This window comes from Rhodomicrobium vannielii ATCC 17100 (assembly GCF_000166055.1).
Taxonomy (GTDB): Bacteria; Pseudomonadota; Alphaproteobacteria; order Rhizobiales; family Rhodomicrobiaceae; genus Rhodomicrobium; species Rhodomicrobium vannielii.
The window spans coordinates 2,781,585-2,807,900 of record NC_014664.1 but is presented as its reverse complement, the minus strand read 5'-3'; the positions used below and the strand labels follow the sequence as shown (position 1 = coordinate 2,807,900).

Below are 26,316 nucleotides of genomic sequence, written 5' to 3'. Positions count from 1 at the left end.
CAAGCGTGAGTTAAACTGGCTCACGCGTTGCAGAGCGGCAATACACTTCGATGCGTGGCTGAATTGCGAGTGTTTCAGCGATGGTCCACGAGATTACTCATCAGGTTGAAGATCGGCGGACGGCGTCGTCCTGGCCGCTATGGCAGGTTCTTGCATCCGTTGTGCGCGAGGGGCATCTTCGTGCGCGGGATTGCCGCGGCGAAGTCCGCGTTTTCGGCGACCGGGAAGGAAAGCCGCTCGCCGTGCGCTTTGTGACCGGCAAGGTGCAAAGGGCGTTCCTCACCGACCCGCAGCTCGGCTTCGCGGAAGGCTGGATGGATGGCGACATCGAGATCGAATCAGGAACACTCTACGAACTTCTGGCGCTGTTCGCGAAGAACCTGACGCGCAAGGACTTCCCCCTCTGGATGCGAGCCGGGGACAAGTATCGTCGCCTGACACGCTTTGCGCGGCAGTGGAATGACACCATCAGCGCGAGGCGTAACGTCAAACGGCATTACGATCTGCCGGGCGCGCTTTATGAGCTGTTTCTCGACAAGGACCGCCAATATTCGTGCGCCTATTTCGAGAAAGGCGACGAACCCCTCGACGAAGCACAGATCGCGAAGAAGCGGCATATCGCGAAGAAGCTCTGCCTCGCGCCGCGCCAGCGCGTGCTCGACATCGGCTGCGGCTGGGGCGGCCTCGCGCTGCATCTGGCCCGCGAGCGGGGCGCGCGCGTGGTTGGCGTCACTCTGAGCGAGGAACAGGAAGCCTACGCGAGGAAAAGGATCGAGGCGGGCGAGGCAGGCGCGGGGGCAGTCGATGTCCGCCTCACAGACTATCGCAGCATCGACGAGAAATTCGATCGCATCGTTTCGGTCGGCATGTTCGAGCATGTCGGCGTGCCGAACTACAGGGCATTCTTCCGCAAGGTAGAAGACTGCCTCGAAGACGACGGCGTGGCGCTGCTGCACACCATCGGGCGGCTGTCCGGCCCGGGGCATACGAATGCTTTCATCGCGAAGTACATCTTCCCCGGCGGCTATATCCCCTCGCTGAGCGAGATCGTGCCATCCGTCGAGAAATCGGGGCTGCTCATCACCGATGTTGAGGTGTTGCGACTGCATTACGCCGACACGCTCGCGATCTGGCGACAGAACTTCGAGCGGAACCGGAGCAAGGCCACGGCGATGCTGTCGGAACGGTTCTGCCGGATGTGGGAGTATTATCTCGCAGGCTGCGAAGTGAGCTTCCGCTATTACGATCTGTGCGTCTTCCAGATCCAGCTTGCGAAAAGGATCGAAACGGTACCGACGACGCGCGCCTATCTCTGCCCCTGAGCACGTGCCCGAACGCCACCACGGCGCGCGAGGCGTCCGGGCACAGATGCGTCAAGGGATTGTTGAGACAGGCAGGAGACCATGTCTCCTTTGCCACGGAGTACCGCCGATGAAGCCCATTCGAACCTACATTCTGATCGCGGACGGCGCGCGGGCGCGCCTTCTCCTGTCCGAGGGGCGCACGAAAGCCCTCACCGAGGTGCCAAGTTCGGACGAGCGGCAGACGCTGAAGCCCGATCACGAGCTTGAGAGAGACCGGCCAGGCCGCGTGCATGAGTCTGCGAACGTGTCGCGGCACGCAATCGAGCGCCCCGACCTGCATCAGGTCGAGAAGGAAAAGTTCGCGGTCGCGCTCGCGGCGAAACTCGACAAGCGGCTGGAGAACGACGAGTTCGACCGGCTTCTCGTTGTGGCCGCGCCGGAAACGCTGGGCGTGATCCGGACGGCCCTGAGCGAAAAACTGCGCGCTGTTGTCCTTGGCGAAGTGCCAAAAGATCTCACCAAGGTTCCTAATGGAAGCGTACGGGAGTATATTGGCGACGAGTTCCCGATCTGAAACACGCGCAGTCGCGGCCGGGCAACCGGCCGACGCTGGCGGAGTTTCCGGGAAGCGACAGGTTGGAGGCGCGCGATGCCCATCAAGACAATCCTGGTTTATCTGCCCAATGGCCGCACGGCCGCTGCCATTCTCGAACCCGTGGTGACGATCGCGGCTGCGCGGTCGGCCCATGTGATCGGCCTGCACCTCATCCCGCAGGTGCCCGAATATGGCGAGTTTCCGGCTGACGTTTCCGAAGAGGTCATCTCCCGCATTCAGAAGGCGGGACAGGATGCCGCCCGTGAAACGAAACAGGCGTTTGAAGGCACGCTTCAGAACAGCGGTCTCACCTACGAATGGCGCTGCTTCAACGCATCCTACGCCGCCGGTTCCGACGCAATCGTGCGGAATGCCCACGGAGCGGACCTCGTGGTTTGCGGCGCGCAATCCGAGGATCTGCCCGACGCGTGGAACGACTTCTCAGAAATCGCGCTGATGGGCGGCGGGCGCCCGGTGCTGATCCTGCCGACGCTGAAGCCGCAGAAGTCCGTTGCCCGGAACGTCATCATCGCGTGGAACGACACGCGCGAGGCGGCGCGCGCGGTTTACGACTCGCTCGACCTCATCAAGGATGCCGCCAGCGTTCGCGCCGTGACGGTGATCCAGCGCGAAAGCGAGCGCGCGGCGGCGGAAGCGCTCGGGGCGGACCTGATCGCGAACCTCACGCGGCATGGCATCACCGCCAGAAGCGAAGTCGCCTATGCGGGCGACAACGGCGCGGCGGATGCTATCGTGCGCCTGATGGGTCAGGAGTGCGACCTGCTCGTCATGGGCGGCTACTCGAAATCGCGCTTCCGCGAGATGCTGTTCGGCGGCGTGAGTCGCGACGTGCTGCGTCAAGTGCCCGTCGCGACGTTTGTCTCGCATTAGAGGCGTCGCTCTAAACGGTCGCGCTCTCGCTCTCGGCAAGGCCGCGCTTCTCCAGCAGCGGCCCGACTTCGGGATCGCGTCCGCGAAAGGCGCGATACGCCTCGTCCGGCTTCAACGTGCCGCCGCTCGAATAGACGAAGCGGTGCAGGCGCTCGGCTACCTGCGGATCGAATACGCTGCCCGCTTCCTCGAAAGCGTTGAAAGCGTCGGCTTCCATCACCTCCGCCCAGAGATAGGTGTAATAGCCTGCCGCGTAGCCTCCACCCGCAAAGATGTGCTGGAAGTGGGGCGCCCGATGGCGCAGCGCGATGGCGTCGGGCACACCGAGGCTCGCCCGAAGCTCCTTCTCGAACGCGATTGGGTCGATGCCTTCGACGTTGTCGACTTCATGGATCGCGAGATCGTACAGCGCCGACGCCGTGTATTCCGCCGTGGCGAAGCCCTGATTGAACTTTCGCACGGCGTGAAGCTTGTCCACGATGGCTTGCGAAAGCGGCTCCCCAGTCTCGACGTGACGCGCGAAGCGGTTGAGGATTTCCGGCTGAAGCGCCCAGTTCTCGTAAAGCTGGGAGGGCAGTTCCACGAAGTCGCGGTCGACGCTCGTGCCAGAGAGGCCGGGGTAGGTGACGTTCGACAGCATGCCATGCAGGCCGTGGCCGAACTCATGGAACAGCGTGCGCACGTCGTCGAGGCTCAGGAGCGAGGGCTTGCCGTCACCGCCCTTGGTGAAGTTCAGCACATTGACGATGATCGGCAGCACCTCGCCGTCGATGCGGGACTGCTCGCGGAAGTCGCTCATCCACGCGCCGCTGCGCTTTGATGGCCGCGCGAAGTAGTCGCCGACGAACAGCGCGAGCGGCTTGCCGTCGCGGTTCTTCACGGTCCACGCGCGCACGTCGGGGTGATAGATCGGCAAATCCCGCCGCTCTTCGAAGCTGAGGCCGAATAACCGGTGCGCTGTCTCGAACGCAGCCGCGATCATCGCGTCAAGCTCGAAATAAGGCTTCAGCGCCGCGCCGTCGATGTCGAACTCGGCCTTGCGCTGCTTCTCGGCGTAGTAGTGCCAGTCCCACCCGGCGAGCGGCTCGTTATGTCCCTCCGCCTGGGCGAGCGCCGCGAGCGCAGCCGCCTCCGCGTCGGCGCGTCGTTTCGCACCGGCCCACACCTTTTCGAGCAGGTCGCGCGCGGTGGCGGGCGTCTTGGCCATGGCATCGTCGATCTGATAGGCCGCATAGGTCGAAAAGCCGAGCAGCGTCGCAAGTTCGGCGCGAAGCGCGAGGATTTCACGGATCAGCGGCGTGTTGTCCGACGCGCCCTCGCCGCCTTCGCCACGCGCGAAATAGGCGCGATAGGCCTTTTCGCGCAGGTCGCGGCGCGTGGAAAATTCGAGGAATGGCTCGACGCTCGCCCGCGAGAGCGTGATGACATGCTTGCCGTGAAGGCCGCGTTCCTCCGCCGCCATCGCCGCGCCCTCACGCACGAAATCGGGCAGGCCCGCAAGGTCTGCTTCGCCGTCGAGCACGAGTTGGAAAGCCTTCTCCGCTGCGAGCACGTTCTGCGAAAACGCCGTGTGGAGTTCCGAAAGCCGGCTGTTGATTTCTGTCAGGCGCGCCTTGCCTGCCGCGTCGAGCTTCGCGCCTGCCCGGATGAAGCGCTTGTGATAGCGTTCGAGAAGGCGGCGTTGCTCGCCGTCGAGGCCGAGCGTGTCGGCCTTCGCCGCCAGCGCGTCGATGCGCCCGAAAAGCTTCGGGTCGGTGTAAATCGCCATGGAGTGCTTGGCGAGCTTCGGGCCGATGTCTCGCTCGATCGCCTGCCGCGTGTCATTCGTGTCGGCCGACGAAAGGTTGAAGAAGACATTCGCCACCTTGGTCAGCGCCCGCCCGGCACGTTCCAGTGCCTCCACGGTATTCGCGAAGGTCGGCTCGTTCCCGTCATTCGCGATGGTCTCGATTTCCGCGCGATGGGTTCGCATCGCATCCTCGAAGGCGGGGATGAAATCTTCGTCGCGGATCGCCTGAAAGGGCGGCAGGCCGAAAGGAGTGTCCCAGTCCTGAAGGAGAATGTTCGATGAAGTCACGCGAGATCCTTTCGGCTCAAATGCATCTGTCGACGGTCACGAGCCGAATTTGGTCTTTGACGGCCCCTTGGACAAGGCGCGACGGGGTATGCGCGAGCCAGCGCCGCCACGGATGCGATGCGGCCGCCTGAATTCAGCCGGCGGCCGCGTCCGAGGTTATTCCATATCGAAAGGTTCGTATTTGCCTGTTTCGCCAAGGACCGTGCCCCAGACCTTGTGCGATCCTTGATGATCGCTTCGGCTGAACGAAACCGGCGCCCCAAGCCCCAGATCGAAGTCGCGCATGTTTTCGAACGCCTCGACAAGCTTCTCGGAGTCGAGTTGGGGCCCCGCCCGACGAAGGGCTTCGATCATGATTTGCGCTGCCACATAATATTCGAGCGAGACATAATCCGGCGATTCGCCTTTGAAGTATTTCGAAAGCGCGGATTTGTATTCGAGAATAAGGGACGAATAGCCCTCCACGGCGGGCACAACCTCGGTGACGATGACGCCGGAAGCAAATTTCGGCCCCAGAAGCATCAGCTCATCGCGCAAGGCGATCGGCCCGACGGCGGAAATATTGGTGTAGATCAGCCCCGGCACGGCCTCGCGGCTTTTCTCGATGAATTTCGCCGCCGCGCGATAGGTCGCCACCATCACGACCGCCTTGATCGGTGTTTTGGCGGCCTTCAGGAGATTGATCGCGGGCTCCACATCGAGCGAATTGCGGGGGTACGTCATCTTGAGGATTGATCCCCCGTCACCGCCGCGAAGCGCGCGCATCGCCTTCGTCACACCGGCGTAGCCAGCCTCGCCAAAGCCATCCTGCTGCATGAAAACGGCGATCTGGTCGGTCTTGAGCCGTTTCACCTTCACGAGGTAGCGTACGACGGTTTCCGTCTCCTCGGCGTAGCTGGCGCGGTAATTGAAGACATAGCGGTCTGGCGGGTCGCGCCGAAGCACGCTTGCGCCCGAGTAGCCCGCATAGAACAGCGCCTTGCGCTCAAGCGCGTAAGGCGCAGCCACAGCGGCCGTTGCCGTGCCGAAATTACCGATGAAACCGAAAACCTGTTCGTTATCGTAAAGCTGCTTCATGGTTTCCGCGGTGCGAGCGGGCTCATAGCCGTCATCGGCGGCGATGAGGCGCAGCGTGCGACCGTTAACGCCGCCTTCATCGTTGACCCTCTTGAAGGCAGTCTCGATCCCAACCCGGATCTGATAGCCGTAATCCTTGTTGGGGCCGGTGAAGGGAAGCGACGCGCCGAACCGGATTTCGTTGTCCGATACACCGCGAACCACGGCGACCGTTTGAGCGGCGAAGACACCAACGGAGGGCGGAAAAGGGACCGTCACCGGTGCTGCGCCCGCCTGCGGCGCCGACGCACTTTCAAGGTTCGCGAGGTCGCGATTGGCCGCCGTGCAATCGGTTTTCTTGTCGGCCATATCCTTCGTGCCCTCGGCCAGGCTCGTCTTGAAAGAGGCGAGGATCGCCGCGCTTTCCGGCTCGCTCGCGGCCGATGTCCTGACGACGTCGACGAACTTGTCCGCGACCGCCTTCACGCGCGCCTGCGAAATGTTCGAGCAACTCGCCGCCGTCCCGAGAACATAACCGACACGCGTTGCCAGGGTGCGGAGCACGCCGCCCTTGTCATCGCGAGGCGCGGACCAAGCCGGATGGAACGCCGATGCGAGGATAAGCGCGCCCAGCAAACCCGTGGAAATTCGTACTCTCATTCAACTCTTCCCCCAAAGTACACTTGTTTTTAATTACGTCTGAGATCCGCGTTTTGGCTCCCGGATGCGACATCGCCCAAGCGTTTCAAGCCGTCCCTGCTTCCCTGAAGGCCCGGATTGAGCCGCAGGGCGTTCTGATAGTCGGCGGCGGCTTCATCACGCCGACCGACAAATTCCAGAACGTGACCGCGCGTATCGAGCAGGTCAGGATCGAATGGCCGGATCGTCAGTGCCTTGTTCGCATCGTCCAGAGCGCGCGCTGCATCGCCCATGCTGTAATAGGCCCAGCCGCGATTGTTGTAGGCGTCGGCGTCTTTCGGTCTCAACTCGATGAAGCGGGAGTAATCGGTGATGGCGCTGTCAAATAACGCCATGTCGCGAAGGACGTTTGCGCGCTCGAAATAGGCGTCCGCGCTCTCTGGATTGATCTTGATCGCCGTCGAGAACTCGGCGATGGCGCGCAGGCGGTCCCCACTCCCGCGATAAACCGCGCCGCGCGCAAGATGGACCCACGTCGCCCGTGGATTGATGGCGAGCGCCGCATCGTAATCGCTCAGCGCGCGAGAGAGGTTTCCTTGTGCACGGAAGACTTCGCCGCGCGCGAAGTAGGCCCCGTCGAGCTTCCGGTCGATTTCGATGGCCTTTGTAAGATCGTCCGCCGCCCGGCCGAGAAGGCCCTGTCGGGTGAGGGCGAGGCCGCGCTTGTAAAGCACCTCGGCATCGCGCGGCTCGAATTCCAAAGCCTTCGTGTAGTCGGCTATCGCGCGGGTGAAGTCGCCCGTTGCACGATAGGCATCGCCCCTCGCCGAAAAGGCAGTTGGCGTGGGTGCCTTTGCCTCGATCAATGCGGTGCAGGCCGAGATGGCGAGCCTGGAATCCTCGTCCTGCAAACAGTCGATGGCCGTTCCGGCAGCCGATGCGGAAAGCGGCATCGCCATCGCCAGGCCGATCAACCAAGCATGTACGCGTGACTGTCCAGACAAATCACCAAGCTCCGGCGCGCGATCAAAGCCAACAACTGGCTCCGGCGATCCGGTAAGAAACATTTTTAAATGAATTGCGCACTCTCGACTTCAGTCTAAGCCGGTCTTCGAATTGGTAAAATTTGAAGCTGGTGATGTTCCGCGACGGAAATCTCAATCAAGACTCCACGGCCCGGGCGGCTTCTTCAAACGGCCCGGGCCGTGATTTTACGAGCGGCGCTTCACGGCGTAGCCGTATTGCAACGGCCAGCTCTTTTCCCCGCCGTTCAGTTCGCGTTCGGCACGCAGCGCGAAATAGGGGTCGCGCAGGAACTCGCGGGCGATCAGCACGAGATTGGCATCGCCGCCGGTGATGATGTCATTCGCCTGTTGCGGGTCTGTGATGAGGCCGACCGCGCCCGTACGGATGTCCGCTTCCTCGCGGATGCGCCGCGCGAACGGCACCTGAAAACCCTTCGCCACCGGGATCTGCGCGGTTGGCGTGAGGGCGCCGGTCGACACGTCGATCAGGTCCACGCCGATGCGCTTCAGGTGCTTCGCCAGTTCGACGGATTGTGTGTCGTCCCAGCCACCCGGAACCCAGTCGGTCGCGGAGATGCGCACGAACAGCGGCAGGTCGTCCGGCAGGATGGCGCGCAGTCGTTCCGCCACGGTGAGGGTCAGTCGCGCGCGGTTCTCGAAGCTGCCGCCCCATTGGTCGGTGCGGTGGTTCGACAGCGGCGAGAGGAATTCGTGCAGCAGATAGCCGTGCGCGCCGTGGATTTCGATGACCTTGAAACCCGCCTTCAGTGCGCGCCGCGTGGCTTCCTCGAACGCAGCGATCACGTGGGCGATGCCGTCTTCGGAGAGAGCGGTTGGCGTCGGGCTTTCAGGGCTGAACGGGACCGCGCTCGGCGCGACCGGCCGCCAGCCGCCTTGCTCGGGCGGAAGCGCCCGGCCGCCGTTCCACGGTGCGTCTGTGCTCGCCTTGCGGCCCGCATGCGCGATCTGGATGCCCGGCACCGCGCCCTGACTTTCGATGAAGCGCGCGATGCGAGCGAGCGGCTCGATGTGATCGTCCGACCAGAGGCCGAGATCGTAAGGCGAGATGCGCCCCTCGGGCGTGACCGCCGTCGCCTCCGCGATCACGAGGCCCGCGCCGCCGCTCGCGCGGCTGCCGAGATGGACGAGGTGCCAATCGTTTGCAAAGCCGTCCTTCGCCGAATATTGGCACATGGGCGACACGGCGATGCGGTTGCGGAACGTGACGCCGCGAAGCGTGAGCGGCGTCAGGAGGTCGACTTCCGGCACGCCGTAATCCTGCCGCGTGTCGGCCTGCCCAGAACGCTGAGTGCTGTGATCCGTCATGATGCGATCCTTTCTCGCACGACAATGCTTTCAGGGCAGATGTGGGCATTGTTCGAGATTTGTGAACTAGCGTGCGCGGAAAAACTCCAACGCGGCCGTTCACGCTGCTGCGGCAGAAGGCGCGCGTCAGTGACGAGGCGGGGCCGAAAGCTGGTGCCCCCCGCGCGCGATGCGTCAATCTGCAAGTGTTTCGGACGACACCTGTGCCATCAGCTGATTGAACAGCAGCGTCTTGTCCAGAATTGGAATGAGCCCGATCTCCGCAAAATACATCTCCCGCGCGAAATGTATTTTGCGGCTCTTGAAATGCGGCGGCACTTCGGCTCGGCCCATGTCCGGTAATGTCAAAACGTCGCCAATTCGATCCACGAGCAGAGCGATGCATTCGTTGCGAACTTCCAGCGCAATCGCGTATTTTTCAGCTCTCCCCGCTTTCGGCTGAAGACCCAACCATTCGCGCAGGTTCACCGTAACGACAATGCGCCCGCGCAAGTTTGTCAGGCCGATGAACCCCCCTCGTACCGATGGCACGGGAGTAACTTCGCCGAGGCTGAAAATCGTCGGAGCATCGGCGACGCTTATGCCGTAAACCTGATCTGCGACAAACACGGTGAAGAATCCGGCCTTGATGTGAGCCGAAGCGGCAGAGATTGGCCCGCGACGAGGCGTCGGAGTTTCGACGGGTTCAGGCTGCATGGCACACATCTTCCTCGTTCACTCGTGCTTCTTCATTGATCCTCGCCGTTGCGGGCATGGCGCGCTCACCCGCTTCGCTGTCGTGACGGTCGGCTATGGCGTCGCCATCGACATCCGCAATCTCCCGTGAAAAGGCAATCTGGCGATAGTGCTCTGGATCGATCAGTTCGACGGCATCGCGCGCGACGCTGATGGTGCCGAGAAGGCCGGGCGTCGCGGCCGCAAGTTCGATGCTGGCTGGCGTGGATACGATATCCATCACCGCGTCGATCGCCAGACCGAACGTCTCGCTGCCGACATTGAGGATCAGGATCAGCGAACTTTTGGCGCAAAGAGATTGGCCTGTGAGAGGCACAACCGGGATCAGTCGATCCTGATAACGGAGCACGAAGCGCCCATCCGCTCGCGTAATGTCGGTCGCATCGACGCGAACGATCCTGGAGACGGCGCCGCGGAAAACCGCCTTTTTCGCTCCGTCGCCAGCCCTGAAGAGGATGAGCGCGGTTTCGGTCAGTTCGACGATGCGCTCCAGCGAAGGCGCGGTCTTGATGGGCTCACGGTCGAGCTTCATATGATCGGCCATTCCAGCCGGGTCGAGGATGAGAATGACGGAGCCCTCGCCGAGGATCGTGCAGCCGCAAAAAATCCTATCCTTCTGGAAAAAGCGGCTCAGCGGCTTGACCACGATCTCCTGAATATCGCCGATGCCGTCAACGATGAGGCCGAGCTTCCTGCCTCCAAGCCGAAGCACGATCACGACCTTATCCGGTGACGCGTCGTTTTCATCGACATCGAACATCGCAGCAAGGGGAGCCACCGGCAAGACCTCGTCGCGAAGGCGCAGGATGCGCTCGCCGTCCATTTCGCCGATCACATGCGAGCCATCGTAATAGTCCAGCGCTTCGACGACGTATTTTTGCGGCAAGGCGAAACGCTGGCCAGCCGCGCGGACAATCAGCGCGGGCTCGATGGCAAGCGTCAGCGGGATTCTGAGCAGGAAGCGCGAACCGGCGCCCTTTTGCGAATGAAGTCCGATGCTGCCGCCGATCGCTTCGAGGTGCGCGCGCACCACATCCATGCCGACACCGCGGCCCGATATCGTCGTCACCGCCTGCGCGGTCGAGAAGCCGGGTTCGAGAATGAAGCGGTACACCTCTTCGTCGGTCATGCGTGCGACGGAGTCCGCGTCCGCCAGACCGCGCTCGACGGCTTTCGCCCGAATCCGTTCGCTATCGAAGCCCCGGCCGTCGTCCGCAACTTCGATGACGATCTGGCTCGAATCCTGAGTTGCCGCGATGGAGATGAGGCCCGCCACTGGCTTGCCGCGCTCGGCGCGCTCGGCTGGGCTTTCGATGCCGTGATCGGCGCAGTTGCGCACGAGATGCATCAGCGGATCGCGAATGGCTTCGATCAACTGGCGGTCGAGCCTCGTGTCCGCGCCTTCGATGACGACATTGAATTCCTTGCCGGTCTCCGCTGAAAGATCGCGGATCAGGCGCGGCACGCTGTCGAACAACCGCCTGAGCGGCTGCATGCGGGCCTGCATCACGGCGTCCTGCAACTCCGAGGTGAGCGCTGAGAGGCGTTCCAGCGGCATCTTCATCTGATGCATGTCCTGCTGCTGCGACAGGTTCATGATCTGGTTGCGTGACAGCACTAGTTCCGTGGCGAGGTCCATGATGCGCTGGATGACGACCGTTGGAATGCGGAGCGTCTCCTGTCCCGTCTCCTTGCCCGTATCGGGCTTGGTCGCCGAAGCGTCGACATCGGCCTTCGGCGCGGGCGGCGAGGTCTCAACCATGGCCGTCGCGAACGCGTCCGTCGATAAAGGCGCGGGCGCGATTTCCTGCTGGACGATGGGCTCCGGCTGTAGCGCGTCCGTCGCATCGGCGAGATCGGTGCGCGCTTCTTCCGCCTCCTCGCTCTGGCCGAGGAATTGCTCGATCCGGCCAACGATATCGCCGTCATCGCCAGCAGGCTCCTCTCCGAGTTCGCCGACGCTTTCGAGCAGGCTTTTGACGCGATCGATCGCCTTCAAAAGCAGCGACGCTGCGGGCGATACCGGTCCGCGTCCGCTGCGAAGCGCATCGATAAGCGTTTCGGCGGCGTGAGAGACCTTTTGAAGACGGTCGAGGCCCAGAAAGCCTGATGTCCCCTTTATCGTGTGAAAAAGCCGGAAAATCTGTCGAATAGATTCCGTATTGGCTGGGTTCTTCTCGAAGACGACCACATGGGATTCAATTTCCTGAATGTGATCAGTGACCTCGCTCAGGAAATCGCTTAGCAACTCATCCATTGTGGCGCACTCTATGACGATTGCACATCGGCGACGGCCGCCATCAGGCGGTCGGCCATCACTTGCGATGTTTCTTTTGGCTCATCGCCACCGTGATTGATGAGATCGACAGCCTTCTCGATTTCGATCCGAAGTCGCTTCGAGATAACTCGGCAAAAACACTCGACCTGTTCAGACTTGAGGTCGCCAGCCTTGGATTGCATGGCCCGAATGAGGTAAATCGCTTGCTGAGCGATTGCATTCATCACGGCAATTCGCTTTTCGAAAGTACTTCGGAATTCGTCGTCAAGCAGTTTGTAAACTCTGATGGCGACATCGCCACCGCTTAGCGGTGAGCTTTCGAAATAGGCGACGTAAGTCTTCGGCTTCCATGCTAGCAGTTCGTCGATCATCTCCGGGAGAAGTACCGGCAAATTTTCGAGAAGCAGCAGTGCCTCGTTGTATTGGTTAATGAAATCGTTCGCTATACCTGAGCTGGGATTAATAAGGTGGGGCGCACGTGCGATCAGATCCCTGATCAGCGGTTCGGTCTCGCCGAAAGTCGGGTGGGGGAGAGTGTTCGACATTGCAACCTGTTCCTCATTTCACGAGCACTATCCCGTAGACGAACTAATTTTCTTCCTCAGTGAGCAGATGCAGTTTTAGGCAAATCTGCGGTGAAGCCTCAGACCGTTTACGACATCCATTGCAAGTGTCGGAGACTTGCAACTCCACCTTAATGCTGCTCGGCTACAACCGATGGATGTTCTGAGTGGAGTACGCACTATGCCCGCCCGTTTGAAATCGACCCGGATTAATATGATCGTGGTCCTTGCCTTGCTCGCCTACGGAGCAGCGGCCGTTGTAAGTTTCTGGTTCCTGTACTCGCAGATGGTGGAGGACCGGCAACGCGAATTGCGAAATGAGGTCAGCCTTGTGCTCTCAGCGGCGCGCGCGCAGATGGCAGCAGCAAGCGGTCCGACCTCCAAGGCTGGTCGCGAAGCTTATCTCGGGGTCATTCGCGCTGCGCGCTTTCAGGATGAGGACGGCTTGAAGGGCATTTTTGCGTATGACCTTAATGGCGTCGCGCTCAGCCATGGCATCCCCTCCCAGCAAGGCAAGAATTTGCTGGAAACGGGATCAGTGGAGCTGAAGAAGTTCATCCAGGCGTCCACCGAGATCGCGAGAAGCCCGTCCGGCCACGGTTTTTCAGTCAGTTTGCCGGATATTGGGCGCGGCCCCTGGACCCCCAAACTGACCTTTGTGCAGGCCGCGCCGGAAATCGGCGGCTTTGTCTCGGCGAGTTCAGATGCGAAAAGTCTGCATGAGGCTTTCCTTTACAGGCTCTATGTGCAGGGCGCCATTATATGCGGCCTCCTGGCCGTGCTCGCGATCTTGGTGTGGTGGTTCGCTCGCTCGATCCTCGGCCAACTCACGCATCTCGGGCGAGGCATACTGAGCCTCGCAAACGGCGATATGCAGCCGATGCCCCTCCCCCATCGTGAGAAGGCTCCGTTTGGGCCAGTCGCGCGAGGTGTCGAGGTGCTTCGCCGCAATTTGATAGAACTGTTGTCCCTCCGGGAACAGGTCGCACGATCACGCGAACGCGAAAAAGAGCGCGAGCACTATCTGAGGCTCGAAGCAGGTCACTTCGAGCAGAAGATGGCCAGCGTGGTTGAGGGACTGAAACGGCAAGTGGCCCAGCTTCGGCAATCGGCGGACACTCTTTCCGACGCGGCGGAAACATCGACCCGTGAAGCGGAAATCGCGGCGCGCGTTTCTGCCAGCGCCGCAGACAATTCCAATGCCGTCGCGGCGGCGACCGAGGAACTCAGCTATTCGATCAGGGACGTCTCCCAGCAGGCACACAGCACCAATGCCGTTGTCGAGGTAGCGACTGAAGAAGCGCATCGGACGAACAGGGATGTCGAGGCGCTCACAACCGCGACGCAGGAGATCGGCTCCATCGTCGAGATCATCCGCACCATCGCCGATCAGACAAATCTGCTCGCGCTCAATGCTACCATCGAGGCCGCGCGTGCCGGGGACGCCGGAAAAGGCTTCGCGGTGGTTGCCTCGGAAGTGAAGGAGCTATCCGCGCAGACAGCCAAGGCAACGGATGCCATCGCCGACCAGGTTGAGTCGATCCAGCAGTCCACGACGGCTGCAATCGCCACTATACAGTCGATGGCGGGGAAAATTTCCGAGATCCACGGCTTTACTGGTGCGATAGCGTCCGCAGTGGAAGAGCAGACTGCCGCCGCGCAGGAAATCGCGCAGAACGTCTCCCTTGCCGCGCAAAGTAGCGAGAAGGCTGCGAAAAGCTCGGGCTCCGTCTCTGTCGTGGCGGGCAAGACGAAGGAGCAGGCGGCGGCGCTGTCAGGGATTTCCAGCAGCCTCGCCGATATCACATCGAAACTGTCAAGCAGCATGGCCGACTTCGTGAACGCCATAAACGTCGATGATCGCAGTACGGAGCATCGGGCCGATGTCTCATGCGGATCTGACTCCGACCACTATACAAGAGAGCGGCTGGAAGCCTGAACGCGTCGTTTAGACTGAACAAATGGAGACGCCCCGTCGCTTTGTGCGGGGCTTTTCTGTTCTATGGGTTATCTTTACTGATAACGCGATCTTATGATAATTACAGATCCAAGCGATAATGAATGCGCACGATTGAATTTGTTCCGTTATTTGCTGTAATCGCCTTATGTTAACCAAAAATTAGCAATTTTGCCGTTTACTGTAGCTACGCAGAAGCGAGGTGCACCAACATGGTGCTGATCGTAGGCATGATGCCGTTTCAGCGTGCCGGTTCAAGTCCGGTATGTCCCACGATTCAAACCGACCAAGGGACACTTCGATGACCAGCATTCTCACGAACAACGCCGCCAACACGGCATTGCTGAACCTCCAGAACACCGTCAAGAGCCTCGACAAGACCCAGAACGAGATCTCCACCGGTCTTCGCGTCAGCACGGCGGCGGACAACGCCTCGTACTATTCGATCGCGACGTCGCTGAAGAGCGACAGCTCGGCGCTGACGACGATCTCCGACTCGCTCGACGTCGCCGACTCGACGCTGGCGACGGCAACGAGCGCGATCGACGAGATCTCCGATGTGCTCAGCAAGATCAAGGACTCGCTGGTCACGGCAACGACGCAGGGTGCCGACCGGACCAAGATCCAGTCTGAGATCGCGACCTATCAGGCTCAGCTGAAGACGATCTCCGAAGCCGCCAGCCTCAACGGCCAGAACTTCCTTTCGGTCGATTCGAGCGCCACGGGCTACAACGACACCGCTTCCTTTGTAGCCTCCCTGTCTCGTTCGTCCGACGGCTCCGTCAGCTACGGCACGATCACGTTTAGCAAGACGGACACGGCGCTCTTCGATTCCAACGGCGACATCGGCATTCTCGACAAGGTCGACAGCACGACGACCGGCTCCTTCACCAATGCCGACGGCACCACCGCCACGGCTACGGCGGATGGCAAGAGCGTCTTCAACCTCGACATTTCGGCGCTGACCGATGAGGGCGCGGATCTGGCGATGATTAACGCCTACCAGAAGCAGGTCGAAGCGGCGATCAAGTCCGTGACGGCAGCGTCTTCGGTGCTCGGTTCGACGCAGTCGCGAATCGAAAGCCAGAAAGACTTCGTCGATACGCTGAAGACCTCCGTGGATGCTGGCGTGAGCTCGCTCGTCGACGCCGACATGAACGAAGCATCGACCCGCCTTTCGGCACTGCAGGTCCAGCAGGAGCTCGGCGTGCAAGCGCTCTCGATTGCAAACGAGTCCTCGCAGTCGATCCTGAAGCTCTTCCAGTAGTCCTGCCCGCGAACAGGAGCGCCTGCAACCAGGCGCTCCTGCTACGCGTAAGGTAACGAGACGATGATCCGCCCTGCTTCGCAACGGGGCTGGGGAAACATGGCGATTCGCGATCAGATCGACGCGTTAAGAGTGAGTCTTTTGGGGCTGGGCGCGCGCCGACTTGCTGCACTGGTGGCGGTGGGCGTTGCAATCGTGGCGATAGTCGGTGTCGGCAGTTACTATGTGAGCCGGGCGGAGAAGGATGTGCTGTATGTCGGGCTCACGGCTTCTGATGTCTCACGCATTGGCGCCGTCCTCAAGGAGGCCGGTATACCGTTCGATTCCAACTCGGAAGCGAACAAGATTTTCGTGAACCGGGGCGATACCGCGCGAGCACGGATGATCCTTGCCGAGCGCGGGCTCCCGAACAACGCGACAGCCGGTTACGAGCTTTTCGACAAACTCGGATCGCTCGGCCTCACCTCCTTCATGCAGAATATTACCCGCGTCCGGGCACTCGAAGGTGAAATTGCCCGCACGATCGAAGCCATGCGCGCTGTGAACTCCGCGCGGGTTCATCTTGTCATGGCGGATGCGGGCTCCTTCCGTCGCGAGCCGCAGGCAGCCACGGCGTCGGTGGTTGTCAAGCCAGCGGGCGCCGAGCCACCTTCGGCAGCTGCCATTCGTCAGATCGTGGCGTCAGCGGTTCCGGGGATGAAACCGGACCATGTGTCCGTTCTCAGCACCGATGGCACGATCCTCTCTGCCGGCGATGACGGTCCCGGCGTCGCGAGCGGCAAGATGCTGGACCTCGAAAAACAGGTCTCCCGCGAAATCAACGACAACATTCGCAAGACACTGACTCCCGTCCTCGGGCTCGGGAACTTCGAGACGAGCGTCACGGTCCGGCTCAACCTCGACAGGAAGCAAATCAACGAGACGGCCTTCGATCCCGAGTCCAAGGCGGAGCGCTCGACCCGCACTGTGAAGGAGAGCAGCAACTCTCAAAACACCAATCAGAAATGGAATATCAGCGTCGAGCAGAACATTCCCACTGACCAGCAGAATACGAAGCCTTCCGATCAGTCGAAGCGCGCGAGCGAAAGGAAGGAAGAGACGACCAATTACGAGGTGAGCTCGAAAAGCGTCACAACGCAAAGCGAGGGCTACCGCGTGGAAAACATCGCCGTGGCGGTGGTGCTGAACAGGAAGCCGCTTCTAGCGGCAGCCGACAGCGCCAAGACCGCGCCGGACGAACAGATCCGCGTCGTGGAGCGACTGGTCTCCTCCGCCGCCGGGCTGGACTCGCTGCGTGGCGACAAGGCCACGGTAGTCGCCCTCGATTTCGCTGGGGGCAACGAGTTCGATCAAGCGCCTTCGCTGACATTCTGGGATCATGTGATGGAGGGGTTGGGCAGTTATGTAATCGCCGCCGCTCTTCTGATTTCGACGATCCTGTTCGTCGCTGTTGGGCTTCGGCCCTCGCTACGGATGATCCTCGAAAACAAGCCGAAGCCCGCGCCACAAATTGCTGCCGACAAACGAACCACGCCCGTTCTTGAGACCGTCGCGGCGACGGTCGAAACCCCTGATAACGCTGAAGGACCGCCGTTGCCAACGCCGAGCGCCAAGAAGAACTCGCCGTTGAAATCGGTCGAGAAAGCCATTGCCGAGGACGAGGAGAAGGCCGCCGCCGTTCTCATCGACTGGATCAGGGAGGGTTGACGTGGAAGCAGTCTCGGGCCGCTTGGCTCTGCCGGAGTTTCTCGCCCGCCTCGGCAATCCTTTGCCGAGCGAATGCGTCGATGACCGGGAACTCGAAATAGCCGCAGCCTACCGGAAAGGCCTGGAGGAGGGCGAGACGGAGGCGCTGGCGGCGAGCAACAAGATACTTGCCGAGAGCATCGCAAGGCACAGATCGGAGATCGAGGCGGCAAGAAAAGCATGGGTGGAGGGCGAAGCGGATTGCCTCGAACGCCTTGTGCTTCAGTCGCTGGCGGCCATCAGGGGCGAGATCTGCGACGCGGTTGCGCGCATCCTCTCCCCGGTTGTCGGACGCCACCTGACAGAACAAGCTATAGCTAGACTTTTAGCGGAAATCAGAAAGCTAACTTCAGACGAAGGGGGCATAAAATTAAAGATCAGCGGTCCCTCGGATCTGGTCCAGGAACTGGTTAGCCGCCTCGATGATGCAGTGATCGTCGAAACAGTTATCGCAGATACATGTGAGGTGGCGGTTTCCATCGATAAAACCGTAATAGAGCTGAGCCTTGGTCGCTGGTTAATGAGTATCGGAGTTCACGAGTATGGCGCGACACAAGAAGAACGAGCGGGCACACGCGGACATAGTGGTTCGCAAGAAGCTGTACCGGAGTGACGGCGACAATCATGGCGGCGTATGGAAAATAGCCTACGCGGACTTCATGACCGCGATGATGACCTTCTTCCTGGTGATGTGGCTTGTGAATTCCAGTTCAAAGGAAAGACTGTCCCAGATTGCCAACTACTTCAACCCCGTAAAACTGAACGAACACGCACCTCCAGCGAAAGACGTCGCGGCGACTGCACCAAAAGCGCAAGATAAGTCGCCTGCCGCTGGGCGCCCCAACTCCGCAGTTGTAGATCCGAAGGATCGGCACGTCTTTTCCGAAGAAGAACTCACACGCAATCCGTTCGGCGTGCTCACGCAGCTCGCGACCCAGGCTGAAGAAGCACTGCGCATTGCATCGAAAGAGCAAGACTCAAGCGCGGCGGCGGGACAGCTTTCGCGCGATCCGTTCGTTGCCGAGCCGCGATTGGTCCGCACCGCGAAGGTGAGCACGTCGTCGGGTTCCCAGACAGCGCCAGGTGAATGGTCGGACGCGCCAAAATCGCACAAATCCGCCAACGTCGCTGAGACGGAACGCAAAGAGCCCGCGGCTTCGCTGGCGGAGCAAATTCTCAAGGATATAGAGAGTTTCCAAAGCAATCTTCCGCAGTCGTTTCGGGTCCAGGTCTCGGTTGCCGGGGTTGCGGAAGGAACCCTGATCAGCCTTATGGACGACACGAAGCGGAGCATGTTCGACGTCGGCTCCGCGATGCCCAAGCCCGACACGGTTCTGGTCATGACCCGGATCGGCGATATCATCTCCAAATATCCCGGCAAGATCATCATCCGGGGTTATACGGACGGACGCCCCTTTGCCGGCGATCGCTATGGGAACTGGGTTTTGTCTTCCCAAAGGGCGCGCATGGCCTTCCTGATGCTGGCGCGAGGCAAGATTGGCGATGGAAGAGTGCTATCGATCGAAGGATATGCCGATCGGCAGCCGCGTAACGCCGATGACCCTCTGGCACCAGAGAACCGTCGTATCGAAGTCCTTCTGAAAGACTCAGAAAGATGAAAGCGGCAGTTGTGCTGGGGTTCGTCGCGCTCGTGACATCTGTGGCTTCGACGCAGGCGGCGGAGCGCGAGCAGGCGCTGATCATGGATCTTCGGGATGATGCCCGCCGTTTCGACGCCGTCGCCAGAACGCAGGCCTCCTCCATGGAGATGGCGGAGGCGCGCGAGCGCTTTGCAGCCCACCTGCGCGACGCCGCCCACCTCAAACTCAAGAATGACGAATTTCTGAAATTTGCGGAAATCTTCGTTCTGAGCGGCGGCGGAGTCGAGCATATCAAGCCTTGGAAAGACGACCAGCCCGGCGAGATGGAGAGGAACCTGATCCGCGGGATCGTTGCGCATGGCAGCGGGGACACGACGCGCGCCGAGGCAATACTTCTGGCGATCGACGCACGCTCCCTCGACGCGGTGCGCGGCGGTCACCTCGCTCTCGTTCAGGCGCTTCTGGCGGCCCGGACCGACGCGCAGCGCGCCTTTTCGTATTACGGGCTGGCCCGGCTTCTGCTGCCGGGAACGCTCGTGGAAGAAGCGGCGCTGCGTCAAAGTATAGTCCTCGCGGGCGAAAAGCTTCGGGCGCAGGAGTTCGCGGAGGCGGCGCTGGCCTATATCCGGCGCTTCGACACATCGACCTTCGCCGGCGACGCCGAGACGCGAATCGTCAGTTACCTTCCGCGGTTCGAGGATGCAGACGGCGCGGCAATCCTTGAGCGGATGCTGGAAGCGCGGCCCATGGGCTTCGGGCGTTGCCCGGTCTGCTTCCTCACCGAGGTTGCACAACGCGGTGTGCTTTCCGGGCGGCGATCCCTGGTCCTGCTTGCGACCGGAAAGGGGCTCGCGCTCGTTGAAAACGATGCGCCGCAAAAGCAGCGGCTCCTTTTATACCAAGCGGCCGTCGAGATCGTCACGGACAAGTACGAAGGGGCGAGCGACACGCTCAAGTCGCTCAACCCCGAAAGCTTTGATGCAGATGACGCCGCGCTCCTTTCTGCTTCGCTTCAGTTGGCGCGCAAGCTCCGCGAAACCCCGAAGCCGTTAAGTGACGAAGTGGCTTTGGCGGGGAATCGGGGGGGGAACCGGGTTTTTCTCGGCGAAAAACGAGTGATGGAAGCGAGAGCAGCCGTCGCGAACGCCGATCTGGTTCTGCAAAGGGAAAGATGACAGATATCGTGCGGTCCGGCGCGGCGGCAGCCTCGACCACGGCTCTATTGGGCGCAGAGAAGTCTGGTCAGCAGAGGGGAAGCAAGGGCGGAGCCGACTTCTCTTCCTACCTTGATCCCGTTACGGAGGGTGAAGCGCCGGTTTCGCCCGCCAACGCTGGCGAAATGTCCTTTGCAGCGGTGAAATTTTCCGGCTCGCTTGCGGATGCAGTTATCGATGGCGCGCGCCAGGCGAGCACCGGCAAAGACGTTCGCAATGCCGAGGATGCAAGCCGCGAGATTGAGGCGGAGCTAGCCGAAATCGCGTTTGGCAATGCCGTTGGGGGAGGCGATGTGGAGGCGACCGCTACGACCGCCGAAGACCCCGCCGAACTGGCGCCAGCCGATGAGAAAACTGCCGACTCCTCCAGCATTGCGCCGGCAGCAGGACAGTCTTTTCCGATGCTCCTCCAGTTCGAACGAGGTGTAATAGCGGAAGCACTACGGGCCACGGCAACCGACGGTGAGAGTTCCGCGACCCTTTCCACCAAAAAAGCGGCGTCATCTGGCGGCCAAACCCCCGCCGTTACCGTCCTCAAATCCGAAACGCACTTTCTGCCGCAGACGGAGTCTGTCGGACGCTTTTCCGAGGTGCTAAACGGCTCGACGCTTTCGCAGAATACGCAAGAGCCGTTGTCATCGACCGCAAGCACACTTTCACTTTCCGCATCTGCGCCGTTGGTGACCGCATCGGAAACTACGGTTCGCCAGCGTTCAGCGTCTGCCGCGCTCGCAAGCGATCTCGCATCGACCACCGGCTTAGACATCGCCTCTCGCGCGCCAGCCGCAACGGTATCGGATAGCGCCGAGGACACCTTCAGCCCAAATACGGGGAAGCGCCCCTTCTCCCAATCCGCTGTCGCAGCGCCCTCGACATCCGCAGCCGCGGGTGGAGCAGCCGCGGCTGTGACGCAGGATGCAAGCCCCTCGGAGGTTGTTCTCTCCGCGTCCTCCACTGCTACCGGCGCCGTCGCGCAGCAGGTGGCGAACGCGATATCGGCGGCCTCTTCAGCCGACACCTCGCAACCAACGTCCCGTGTCGCTCTTCCCTCCGCCGAGACTACGCAGCCTGTTCGTACTCTCACACTCGGCCTTACGCCGCAAAATCTTGGCGAAGTAACAGTGCGACTGTCCATGAACGGCAGCAAGCTTTCCGTCGTTCTAAGTGTCGAGCAACCAGAGACCGCCCAGTTGCTGGCGCAGGATCGGGAAACTCTCGAAGGGCTGCTTCGATCTACCGGATACAAGGTCGATACGATTTCAATTCAGCTTGCGCCGCAGGCTGTGACGCCAGTTACGACCGGCAGCGCCACGGCTTCTGGCGATCAGGCGCAATCGGGCTCAGCCGATACAGGATCGGGCGGGATGGGACGAAGCGACCAGAAGGACAGGGGCGAATCCGGCAATCGGAGCATGAAAGAGGGATTGGAGCATGGGCAAGCTGAGAGCCATCTCAATCGCGGTGCTCTTTATATTTAGCCTTCCATCGGCGGGGGCCGTTGAGCAAAATCTCTGCGAGCGCGAAATGGTTGCGGCGGCCAGCAAGTATCAGATCCCGCTGGGTGTGCTCTACGCCGTGGGGCTTGCCGAAACAGGCATAGGCGGCAATCTGCGTGCTTTCTCCCTCAACCTTGAGGGCAAGGCCATTTATTCGCTCGACAAAGCGCAGGCGATAGAACGCTTTCACGCGGCGCGCCGCGACGGGCTACGCCTCATCGACGTGGGATGCATGCAGCTGAACTACTACTTTCACGGCGAGCAGTTCGCGTCCGTCGATGAAATGCTCGATCCGCGAAAAAACGTCGATTACGCGGCCCGATTCCTCAAGGAACTGAAACAACGAGAGGGCACGTGGACTCTTGCGGTGGCCCGCTACAACGCGGGCAAGAATAACAAGGAAGGACAGAAGCGTTACATATGCCAGGTTCTGGATCGACTTGTGCAAAGCGGTTTCGGGGTCTGGACGCCTCAGGCTTCGGAGTTCTGCGCATCGGAGAGGCGACAGGCGGTGACGCAACCTAAATAGAACAGCAGTTGCGGTGCCGATAGTCTCGCATAAGCTTTTTCAGCAAGAATGCGAAAAAGAAAGGGCGCACGCCCGCGAGCAGGAGTCGACGCAATGACAGCCAGTTTCAAGATCCTCGTCGTAGACGATTACAGCACCATGGTCAGGATAGTTCGCAAATTGCTCAAGCAAATCGGCTATGATGATGTCGATGAAGCGTCCAACGGCGGAATGGCGCTGGAGATGATCCAGAAGAATTCTTACGGCCTGATCATCTCCGACTGGAATATGGAGCCGATGTCCGGTTACGACTTGCTGCGCCACGTTCGCTCAAGCGCGGCAACGGCGCAGACGCCCTTCATTCTGGTGACGGCTGAATCGCGCGCGGACAATGTTGCGGCGGCGAAGGAAGCGGGCGCGAACGAATATCTCGTGAAGCCGTTCAGCGCGCCCGTGCTCAAGGAAAAGATCGACAAGGCGCTTGCCGTCGCAAAAGCGGCTGCCTGACCTCCGCCGCAACGGTCAATCCGCCGCTCCCCTGCCCCACCCGCAGCATCTTGCACCCCCCCGGAGACGTTCATGCAGTCGTCGCTCTATGTAGCGCTGTCCGCTCAGGTTGCGCTTCAGAAACGCCTGGATACCGTCGCTCAGAACGTGGCGAACGCCAATACCGTTGGCTATCGGGGCACGGAAATGAAGTTTGACAGCGTGCTGTCGGCTGCCGATGCGCAGATGACAGCCTTCGTCACGTCGAAGGATGGCGTCGTCAGCCTCGGTGCGGGCGGGCTGATCAAGACCGGCAATCCGCTTGACGTCGCTCTCAAGGGCCAAGGCTGGCTTTCCGTCCAGGCTCCCGCTGGGAGGATGTACACGCGCGATGGCCGCATACAACTGACGACAAGCGGAATGCTGGTGTCGATGCGTGGCCATCCGGTGCTCGATGCCGGTGGCGCGCCGATGCAGGTCGATCCCAACGGCCCGACGCCGCAGATTGCCGAGGACGGCACGGTTACGCAGAACAACGAGCGCGTCGGCGTGCTCGGTGTGTTTGTCTTCGGCTCCGATGCGAAGCTTTCGCGCGTCGAAGGCGGGTTCATCGCGGACAAGCCTGCCATCGCTGCGACGGACCCCGCCAAGAGCAGCATGGCATCGGGCTACGTAGAAGAGTCGAACGTGAACGCAATCAAGGAGACAGCCAGACTCATTTATGTGCAGCGCGCATTCGATGAGGCCGCCTCGACAATCCAGTCGGTCGAATCGGGCCTTAAGTCGGCTATTCAGTCTCTCGGCTCGCCGACTTCATGACGGCTGAACAGCCGCAACGCGCGTCCTCCGGCGTTCAGCCGCGCTTCGGCCGCACCGCCCTCGAAACTCTCGCGGAGACTTTCGAGGCGGCGCTCGACGATCGGCTCGCGATCGTCAGCGGCCGGGTCGTCGAGCTTTCGACGGAACACATCCGCGTCGAGGGGCTGTCGAAATACACGAAGCTCGGCGATTGGGTCTCCATCGCGACCGACGTGGGCGACGCCATCGCCGAGACGCTGCGCGTCGAGCGCGACACGATTCTGGTCCGAACAATCGAGGAGCGTCACCAGCCTTTCCTCGGCGCGCCGGTCAGGCTTGCTTCGACGATGAAGCTGCGGCCGGACGAAACATGGAAGGGGCGCGTCATCGATGCGCTGGGTCGTCCCATAGATAATGGCCCGCCGCTCGCGCGTGGGAGGCGCTCCATTCCGGTCGACCAGGCGCCGCCACTGGCTCTTGAGCGGCAGCGCGTGAGCGAGCCCGTGCCGACGGGCGTGCGCGTCATCGATGTCTTCACGCCGCTCTGCGCCGGCCAGCGGATCGGCATTTTCGCCGGATCGGGCGTTGGCAAATCGACGCTCCTTTCCATGCTGACGCGCGGCAGTTCCTTCGACGTGACCGTGTTTGCCGCAATCGGCGAGCGCGGGCGCGAGGTCAGAGAATTCATTGACGACACCTTGGCAAAGGCTGGGCTGGCAAAGGCCGTTCTCGTTGTTTCAACGAGCGACGAAAGCCCAATGATGCGGCGCCTCGCGGCGAAAACCGCCTTCACGGTGGCGGAGTATTTCCGCGATGAGGGGCAGCGCGTGCTTCTCGTGTTCGACTCCGTCACCCGTTACGCTCACGCCGTGAGGGAAATCGCGCTGTCCTCGGGGGAGCCACCTGTCTCGCGCGGCTATCCGCCAAGCGTTTTCACGGACCTGCCGAAGCTGCTCGAAAGGGCGGGCAACGCGAGCGGCACGGGATCAATCACGGGCGTCTTTTCGGTTCTCGTAGACGGGGATGACCATAACGATCCTGTAGCGGATACGCTGCGCGGAATCCTCGACGGCCACATCGTGCTCGACCGCGCCATTGCCGATCAGGGGCGCTTTCCGGCGGTCGACATTCTCGGTTCGGTTTCGCGGCTCGCTCCGCGCGTCTGGTCGCCGAGCCAAAAGACCGCCGTGCGCGACCTCAGAGGGCTGATTTCAAGGTTCGAGGAGACGCGAGACATCCGCATGATTGCTGGCCACAAGCCCAATAATGACGCTGAACTCGACAAGGCCGTCCGTCTCGTCCCTGCCCTCTATCGCTACCTCACGCAGAGCGCCGAGGATCTTCATCCGGGCGAAACGCTCGACGACATGCTGCGCCTGATGCTGCGCGCTTCCTGAAGTCCGCGACGCGTCCTTTTCTCTGCGATTCCCGGTCGATCCAAGGTCCGCGCAAGCTATAGCGCCTACAACCGAAATAGAACATAGGTTGAGGATCGATTCGCATGAGCCTTTACGGACTTCTTAACACCAGTGCGTCGGGCATGGCCGCTCAATCGACGGCTCTCAGCACAGTGGCCGATAATATCGCGAATGTGAGCACCACGGGATACAAGCGTGCCTCGACCGAGTTCTCGACCCTTGTGGCGAGCAGTGGGGCAGGCAACTATCAGTCGGGCGGCGTGGATGTCGATACGCGCGTGGCGATCGGCAGCCAGTCGGGCACGACGTCGACGAGCAGCTCCACGGACCTCGCCGTGGACGGGAACGGCTTTTTCATTGTGTCCGGTCCGAACGGCACCCCGGCTCTGACGCGTGCGGGCTCATTTGAGAAGCAGGCTGACGGCACCCTGGAGAACGCGGCCGGATACACGCTTCTTGGGTATCCGGTTGGCACGACGCCGTCAGCAAACAGCTACGCGGGGCTCGAAGAGGTCAACATCAGCGACCTGGCGATGAAGGCGGTCCCGTCGACGGAAGGCACGGTCACTTTCAATCTGCCTTTGCAGGCGACGGCCGTAACGGATGCGACCAAGCTGCCTTCGGCTAATGCGGCCGACGCGACCTATACGCAAAAGACCTCGTTCACCGCGTACAATAATGCCGGGACCGCAGTTAATCTCGACGCCTATTACACGAAGACGGCCGATAATACATGGGAAGTTTCTGTCTATAATCAGGCGGACGCAACCGCTGGCGGCTTCCCCTATTCGAGCGGCGCGCTTGCGACCGAAACCCTGACGTTCGACTCCACAACGTACGCGCTCACTTCGCCAACGAGCCTCTCAATTCCTGTGCCAAACGGCTCCACGGTGGTGCTCGACATTTCGAAATCGACACAGCTTGATGCCAAGTACACGTTCTCGGCGAACGTGAACGGCAACGCGGCGAGCGCCGTGAAGTCTGTGGAAATTTCGGACGACGGCACGCTGTCGGTTGTTTATGAGGACGGCTCTTCGGTGGCCGCCTACACAATCCCGCTCGCGATGGTTGCCAGTCCCGACAACATGACTGTCATCAGTGGAAACGCCTATTTGCCCAATCAGGATTCGGGCAGCGTTCAGATCGGCACCGCCGGGACTAACGGCTTCGGGACAATCGGTTCCTACACGCTTGAAAACTCCGACGTCGATCTCGCGACGGAGCTAACCCGGATGATCCAGTCCCAGAACATCTATCAGTCCAACGCCAAGGTCTTTCAGACAGGGTCCGACCTTCTGAAAGTTCTGGTCAATCTCAACACCTAAAGGTCTGACCG

At 61.1% G+C, this 26,316-nt stretch carries 22 protein-coding genes; 15 read left to right on the top strand and 7 right to left on the bottom strand.

Features of this window, described 5'->3' with window-relative positions:
* Positions 1-80 precede the first annotated feature (80 nt).
* From RVAN_RS13005 to RVAN_RS19095, 3 genes are all read left to right on the top strand, one after another.
* A complete protein-coding gene (locus RVAN_RS13005; protein ID WP_013420176.1) occupies positions 81-1,322 on the top strand; it encodes an SAM-dependent methyltransferase in 1,242 nt (413 codons plus the stop codon).
* 109 nt (positions 1,323-1,431) lie between these two features.
* Complete coding sequence (locus RVAN_RS13000) at positions 1,432-1,878, top strand: host attachment protein (RefSeq protein WP_013420175.1); 447 nt, start codon at positions 1,432-1,434, stop codon at positions 1,876-1,878.
* Between the two features lie 75 nt (positions 1,879-1,953).
* Positions 1,954-2,790: a universal stress protein gene (locus tag RVAN_RS19095; RefSeq protein ID WP_013420174.1), complete on the top strand. Its 837-nt coding sequence runs from the start codon at positions 1,954-1,956 to the stop codon at positions 2,788-2,790.
* 10 nt (positions 2,791-2,800) lie between these two features.
* Here RVAN_RS19095 and RVAN_RS12990 read toward each other — a convergent pair whose 3' ends face one another.
* The 7 genes from RVAN_RS12990 to RVAN_RS19085 form a co-directional block, all read right to left on the bottom strand.
* A complete protein-coding gene (locus RVAN_RS12990; RefSeq protein ID WP_013420173.1) occupies positions 2,801-4,867 on the bottom strand; it encodes a M3 family metallopeptidase in 2,067 nt (688 codons plus the stop codon).
* A gap of 156 nt (positions 4,868-5,023) precedes the next feature.
* Positions 5,024-6,583, bottom strand: coding sequence for an ABC transporter substrate-binding protein (locus tag RVAN_RS12985; protein ID WP_013420172.1), 1,560 nt, complete (start codon positions 6,581-6,583; stop codon positions 5,024-5,026).
* Positions 6,584-6,612: 29 nt separating this feature from the next.
* Entirely contained in the window at positions 6,613-7,515 is a 903-nt protein-coding gene (locus RVAN_RS12980; RefSeq protein ID WP_169309552.1) for a tetratricopeptide repeat protein, read from the bottom strand.
* A gap of 258 nt (positions 7,516-7,773) precedes the next feature.
* A complete protein-coding gene (locus RVAN_RS12975; RefSeq protein WP_013420170.1) occupies positions 7,774-8,913 on the bottom strand; it encodes an NADH:flavin oxidoreductase/NADH oxidase in 1,140 nt (379 codons plus the stop codon).
* Positions 8,914-9,087: 174 nt separating this feature from the next.
* Positions 9,088-9,609 carry a chemotaxis protein CheW gene (locus tag RVAN_RS19090; protein ID WP_013420169.1) on the bottom strand — a complete coding sequence of 174 codons (522 nt, stop codon included), beginning with the start codon at positions 9,607-9,609 and terminating at the stop codon, positions 9,088-9,090.
* Positions 9,599-11,905: a chemotaxis protein CheA gene (locus RVAN_RS12965; protein WP_013420168.1), complete on the bottom strand. Its 2,307-nt coding sequence runs from the start codon at positions 11,903-11,905 to the stop codon at positions 9,599-9,601. The genes RVAN_RS19090 and RVAN_RS12965 overlap by 11 nt, the downstream gene beginning before the upstream one ends.
* An 11-nt stretch (positions 11,906-11,916) precedes the next feature.
* Positions 11,917-12,471: a hypothetical protein gene (locus tag RVAN_RS19085; RefSeq protein WP_013420167.1), complete on the bottom strand. Its 555-nt coding sequence runs from the start codon at positions 12,469-12,471 to the stop codon at positions 11,917-11,919.
* Between the two features lie 349 nt (positions 12,472-12,820).
* Here RVAN_RS19085 and RVAN_RS12955 point away from each other — a divergent pair, with 349 nt between their 5' ends.
* The 12 genes from RVAN_RS12955 (at position 12,821) to RVAN_RS12900 (ending at position 26,305) form a co-directional block, all read left to right on the top strand.
* Entirely contained in the window at positions 12,821-14,428 is a 1,608-nt protein-coding gene (locus RVAN_RS12955) for a methyl-accepting chemotaxis protein (RefSeq protein WP_425337405.1), read from the top strand.
* 319 nt (positions 14,429-14,747) lie between these two features.
* Positions 14,748-15,713, top strand: coding sequence for a flagellin (locus RVAN_RS12950; protein WP_013420165.1), 966 nt, complete (start codon positions 14,748-14,750; stop codon positions 15,711-15,713).
* 99 nt (positions 15,714-15,812) lie between these two features.
* Positions 15,813-17,420, top strand: a complete 1,608-nt coding sequence (fliF, locus tag RVAN_RS12945) for a flagellar basal-body MS-ring/collar protein FliF (RefSeq protein WP_041787604.1) — start codon at positions 15,813-15,815, stop codon at positions 17,418-17,420.
* A gap of 1 nt (position 17,421) precedes the next feature.
* On the top strand, positions 17,422-18,072 hold the full coding sequence (locus tag RVAN_RS12940) for a hypothetical protein (RefSeq protein WP_013420163.1): 651 nt from the start codon (positions 17,422-17,424) through the stop codon (positions 18,070-18,072).
* Complete coding sequence (locus RVAN_RS12935) at positions 18,002-19,078, top strand: flagellar motor protein MotB (RefSeq protein ID WP_013420162.1); 1,077 nt, start codon at positions 18,002-18,004, stop codon at positions 19,076-19,078. Before RVAN_RS12940 ends, RVAN_RS12935 begins: the two co-directional genes overlap by 71 nt.
* The gene (locus tag RVAN_RS19080) at positions 19,075-20,235 is read left to right on the top strand and encodes a hypothetical protein (RefSeq protein ID WP_013420161.1); all 1,161 of its coding nucleotides are present in this window, start codon (positions 19,075-19,077) and stop codon (positions 20,233-20,235) included. Before RVAN_RS12935 ends, RVAN_RS19080 begins: the two co-directional genes overlap by 4 nt.
* Positions 20,232-21,752, top strand: coding sequence for a flagellar hook-length control protein FliK (locus RVAN_RS12925; RefSeq protein ID WP_013420160.1), 1,521 nt, complete (start codon positions 20,232-20,234; stop codon positions 21,750-21,752). The genes RVAN_RS19080 and RVAN_RS12925 overlap by 4 nt, the downstream gene beginning before the upstream one ends.
* Positions 21,706-22,299 (top strand): transglycosylase SLT domain-containing protein, encoded by a 594-nt coding sequence (locus tag RVAN_RS12920; protein WP_013420159.1) that lies wholly within the window; start codon positions 21,706-21,708, stop codon positions 22,297-22,299. Before RVAN_RS12925 ends, RVAN_RS12920 begins: the two co-directional genes overlap by 47 nt.
* 93 nt (positions 22,300-22,392) lie before the next feature.
* Positions 22,393-22,785: a response regulator gene (locus tag RVAN_RS12915; RefSeq protein ID WP_013420158.1), complete on the top strand. Its 393-nt coding sequence runs from the start codon at positions 22,393-22,395 to the stop codon at positions 22,783-22,785.
* A gap of 72 nt (positions 22,786-22,857) precedes the next feature.
* The gene (gene flgF / locus RVAN_RS12910) at positions 22,858-23,583 is read left to right on the top strand and encodes a flagellar basal-body rod protein FlgF (RefSeq protein ID WP_013420157.1); all 726 of its coding nucleotides are present in this window, start codon (positions 22,858-22,860) and stop codon (positions 23,581-23,583) included.
* Entirely contained in the window at positions 23,580-24,959 is a 1,380-nt protein-coding gene (locus RVAN_RS12905; protein ID WP_013420156.1) for a FliI/YscN family ATPase, read from the top strand. Before flgF ends, RVAN_RS12905 begins: the two co-directional genes overlap by 4 nt.
* A gap of 104 nt (positions 24,960-25,063) precedes the next feature.
* Positions 25,064-26,305 (top strand): flagellar hook protein FlgE, encoded by a 1,242-nt coding sequence (locus tag RVAN_RS12900; protein ID WP_013420155.1) that lies wholly within the window; start codon positions 25,064-25,066, stop codon positions 26,303-26,305.
* The last annotated feature ends 11 nt before the right edge of the window (positions 26,306-26,316 follow it).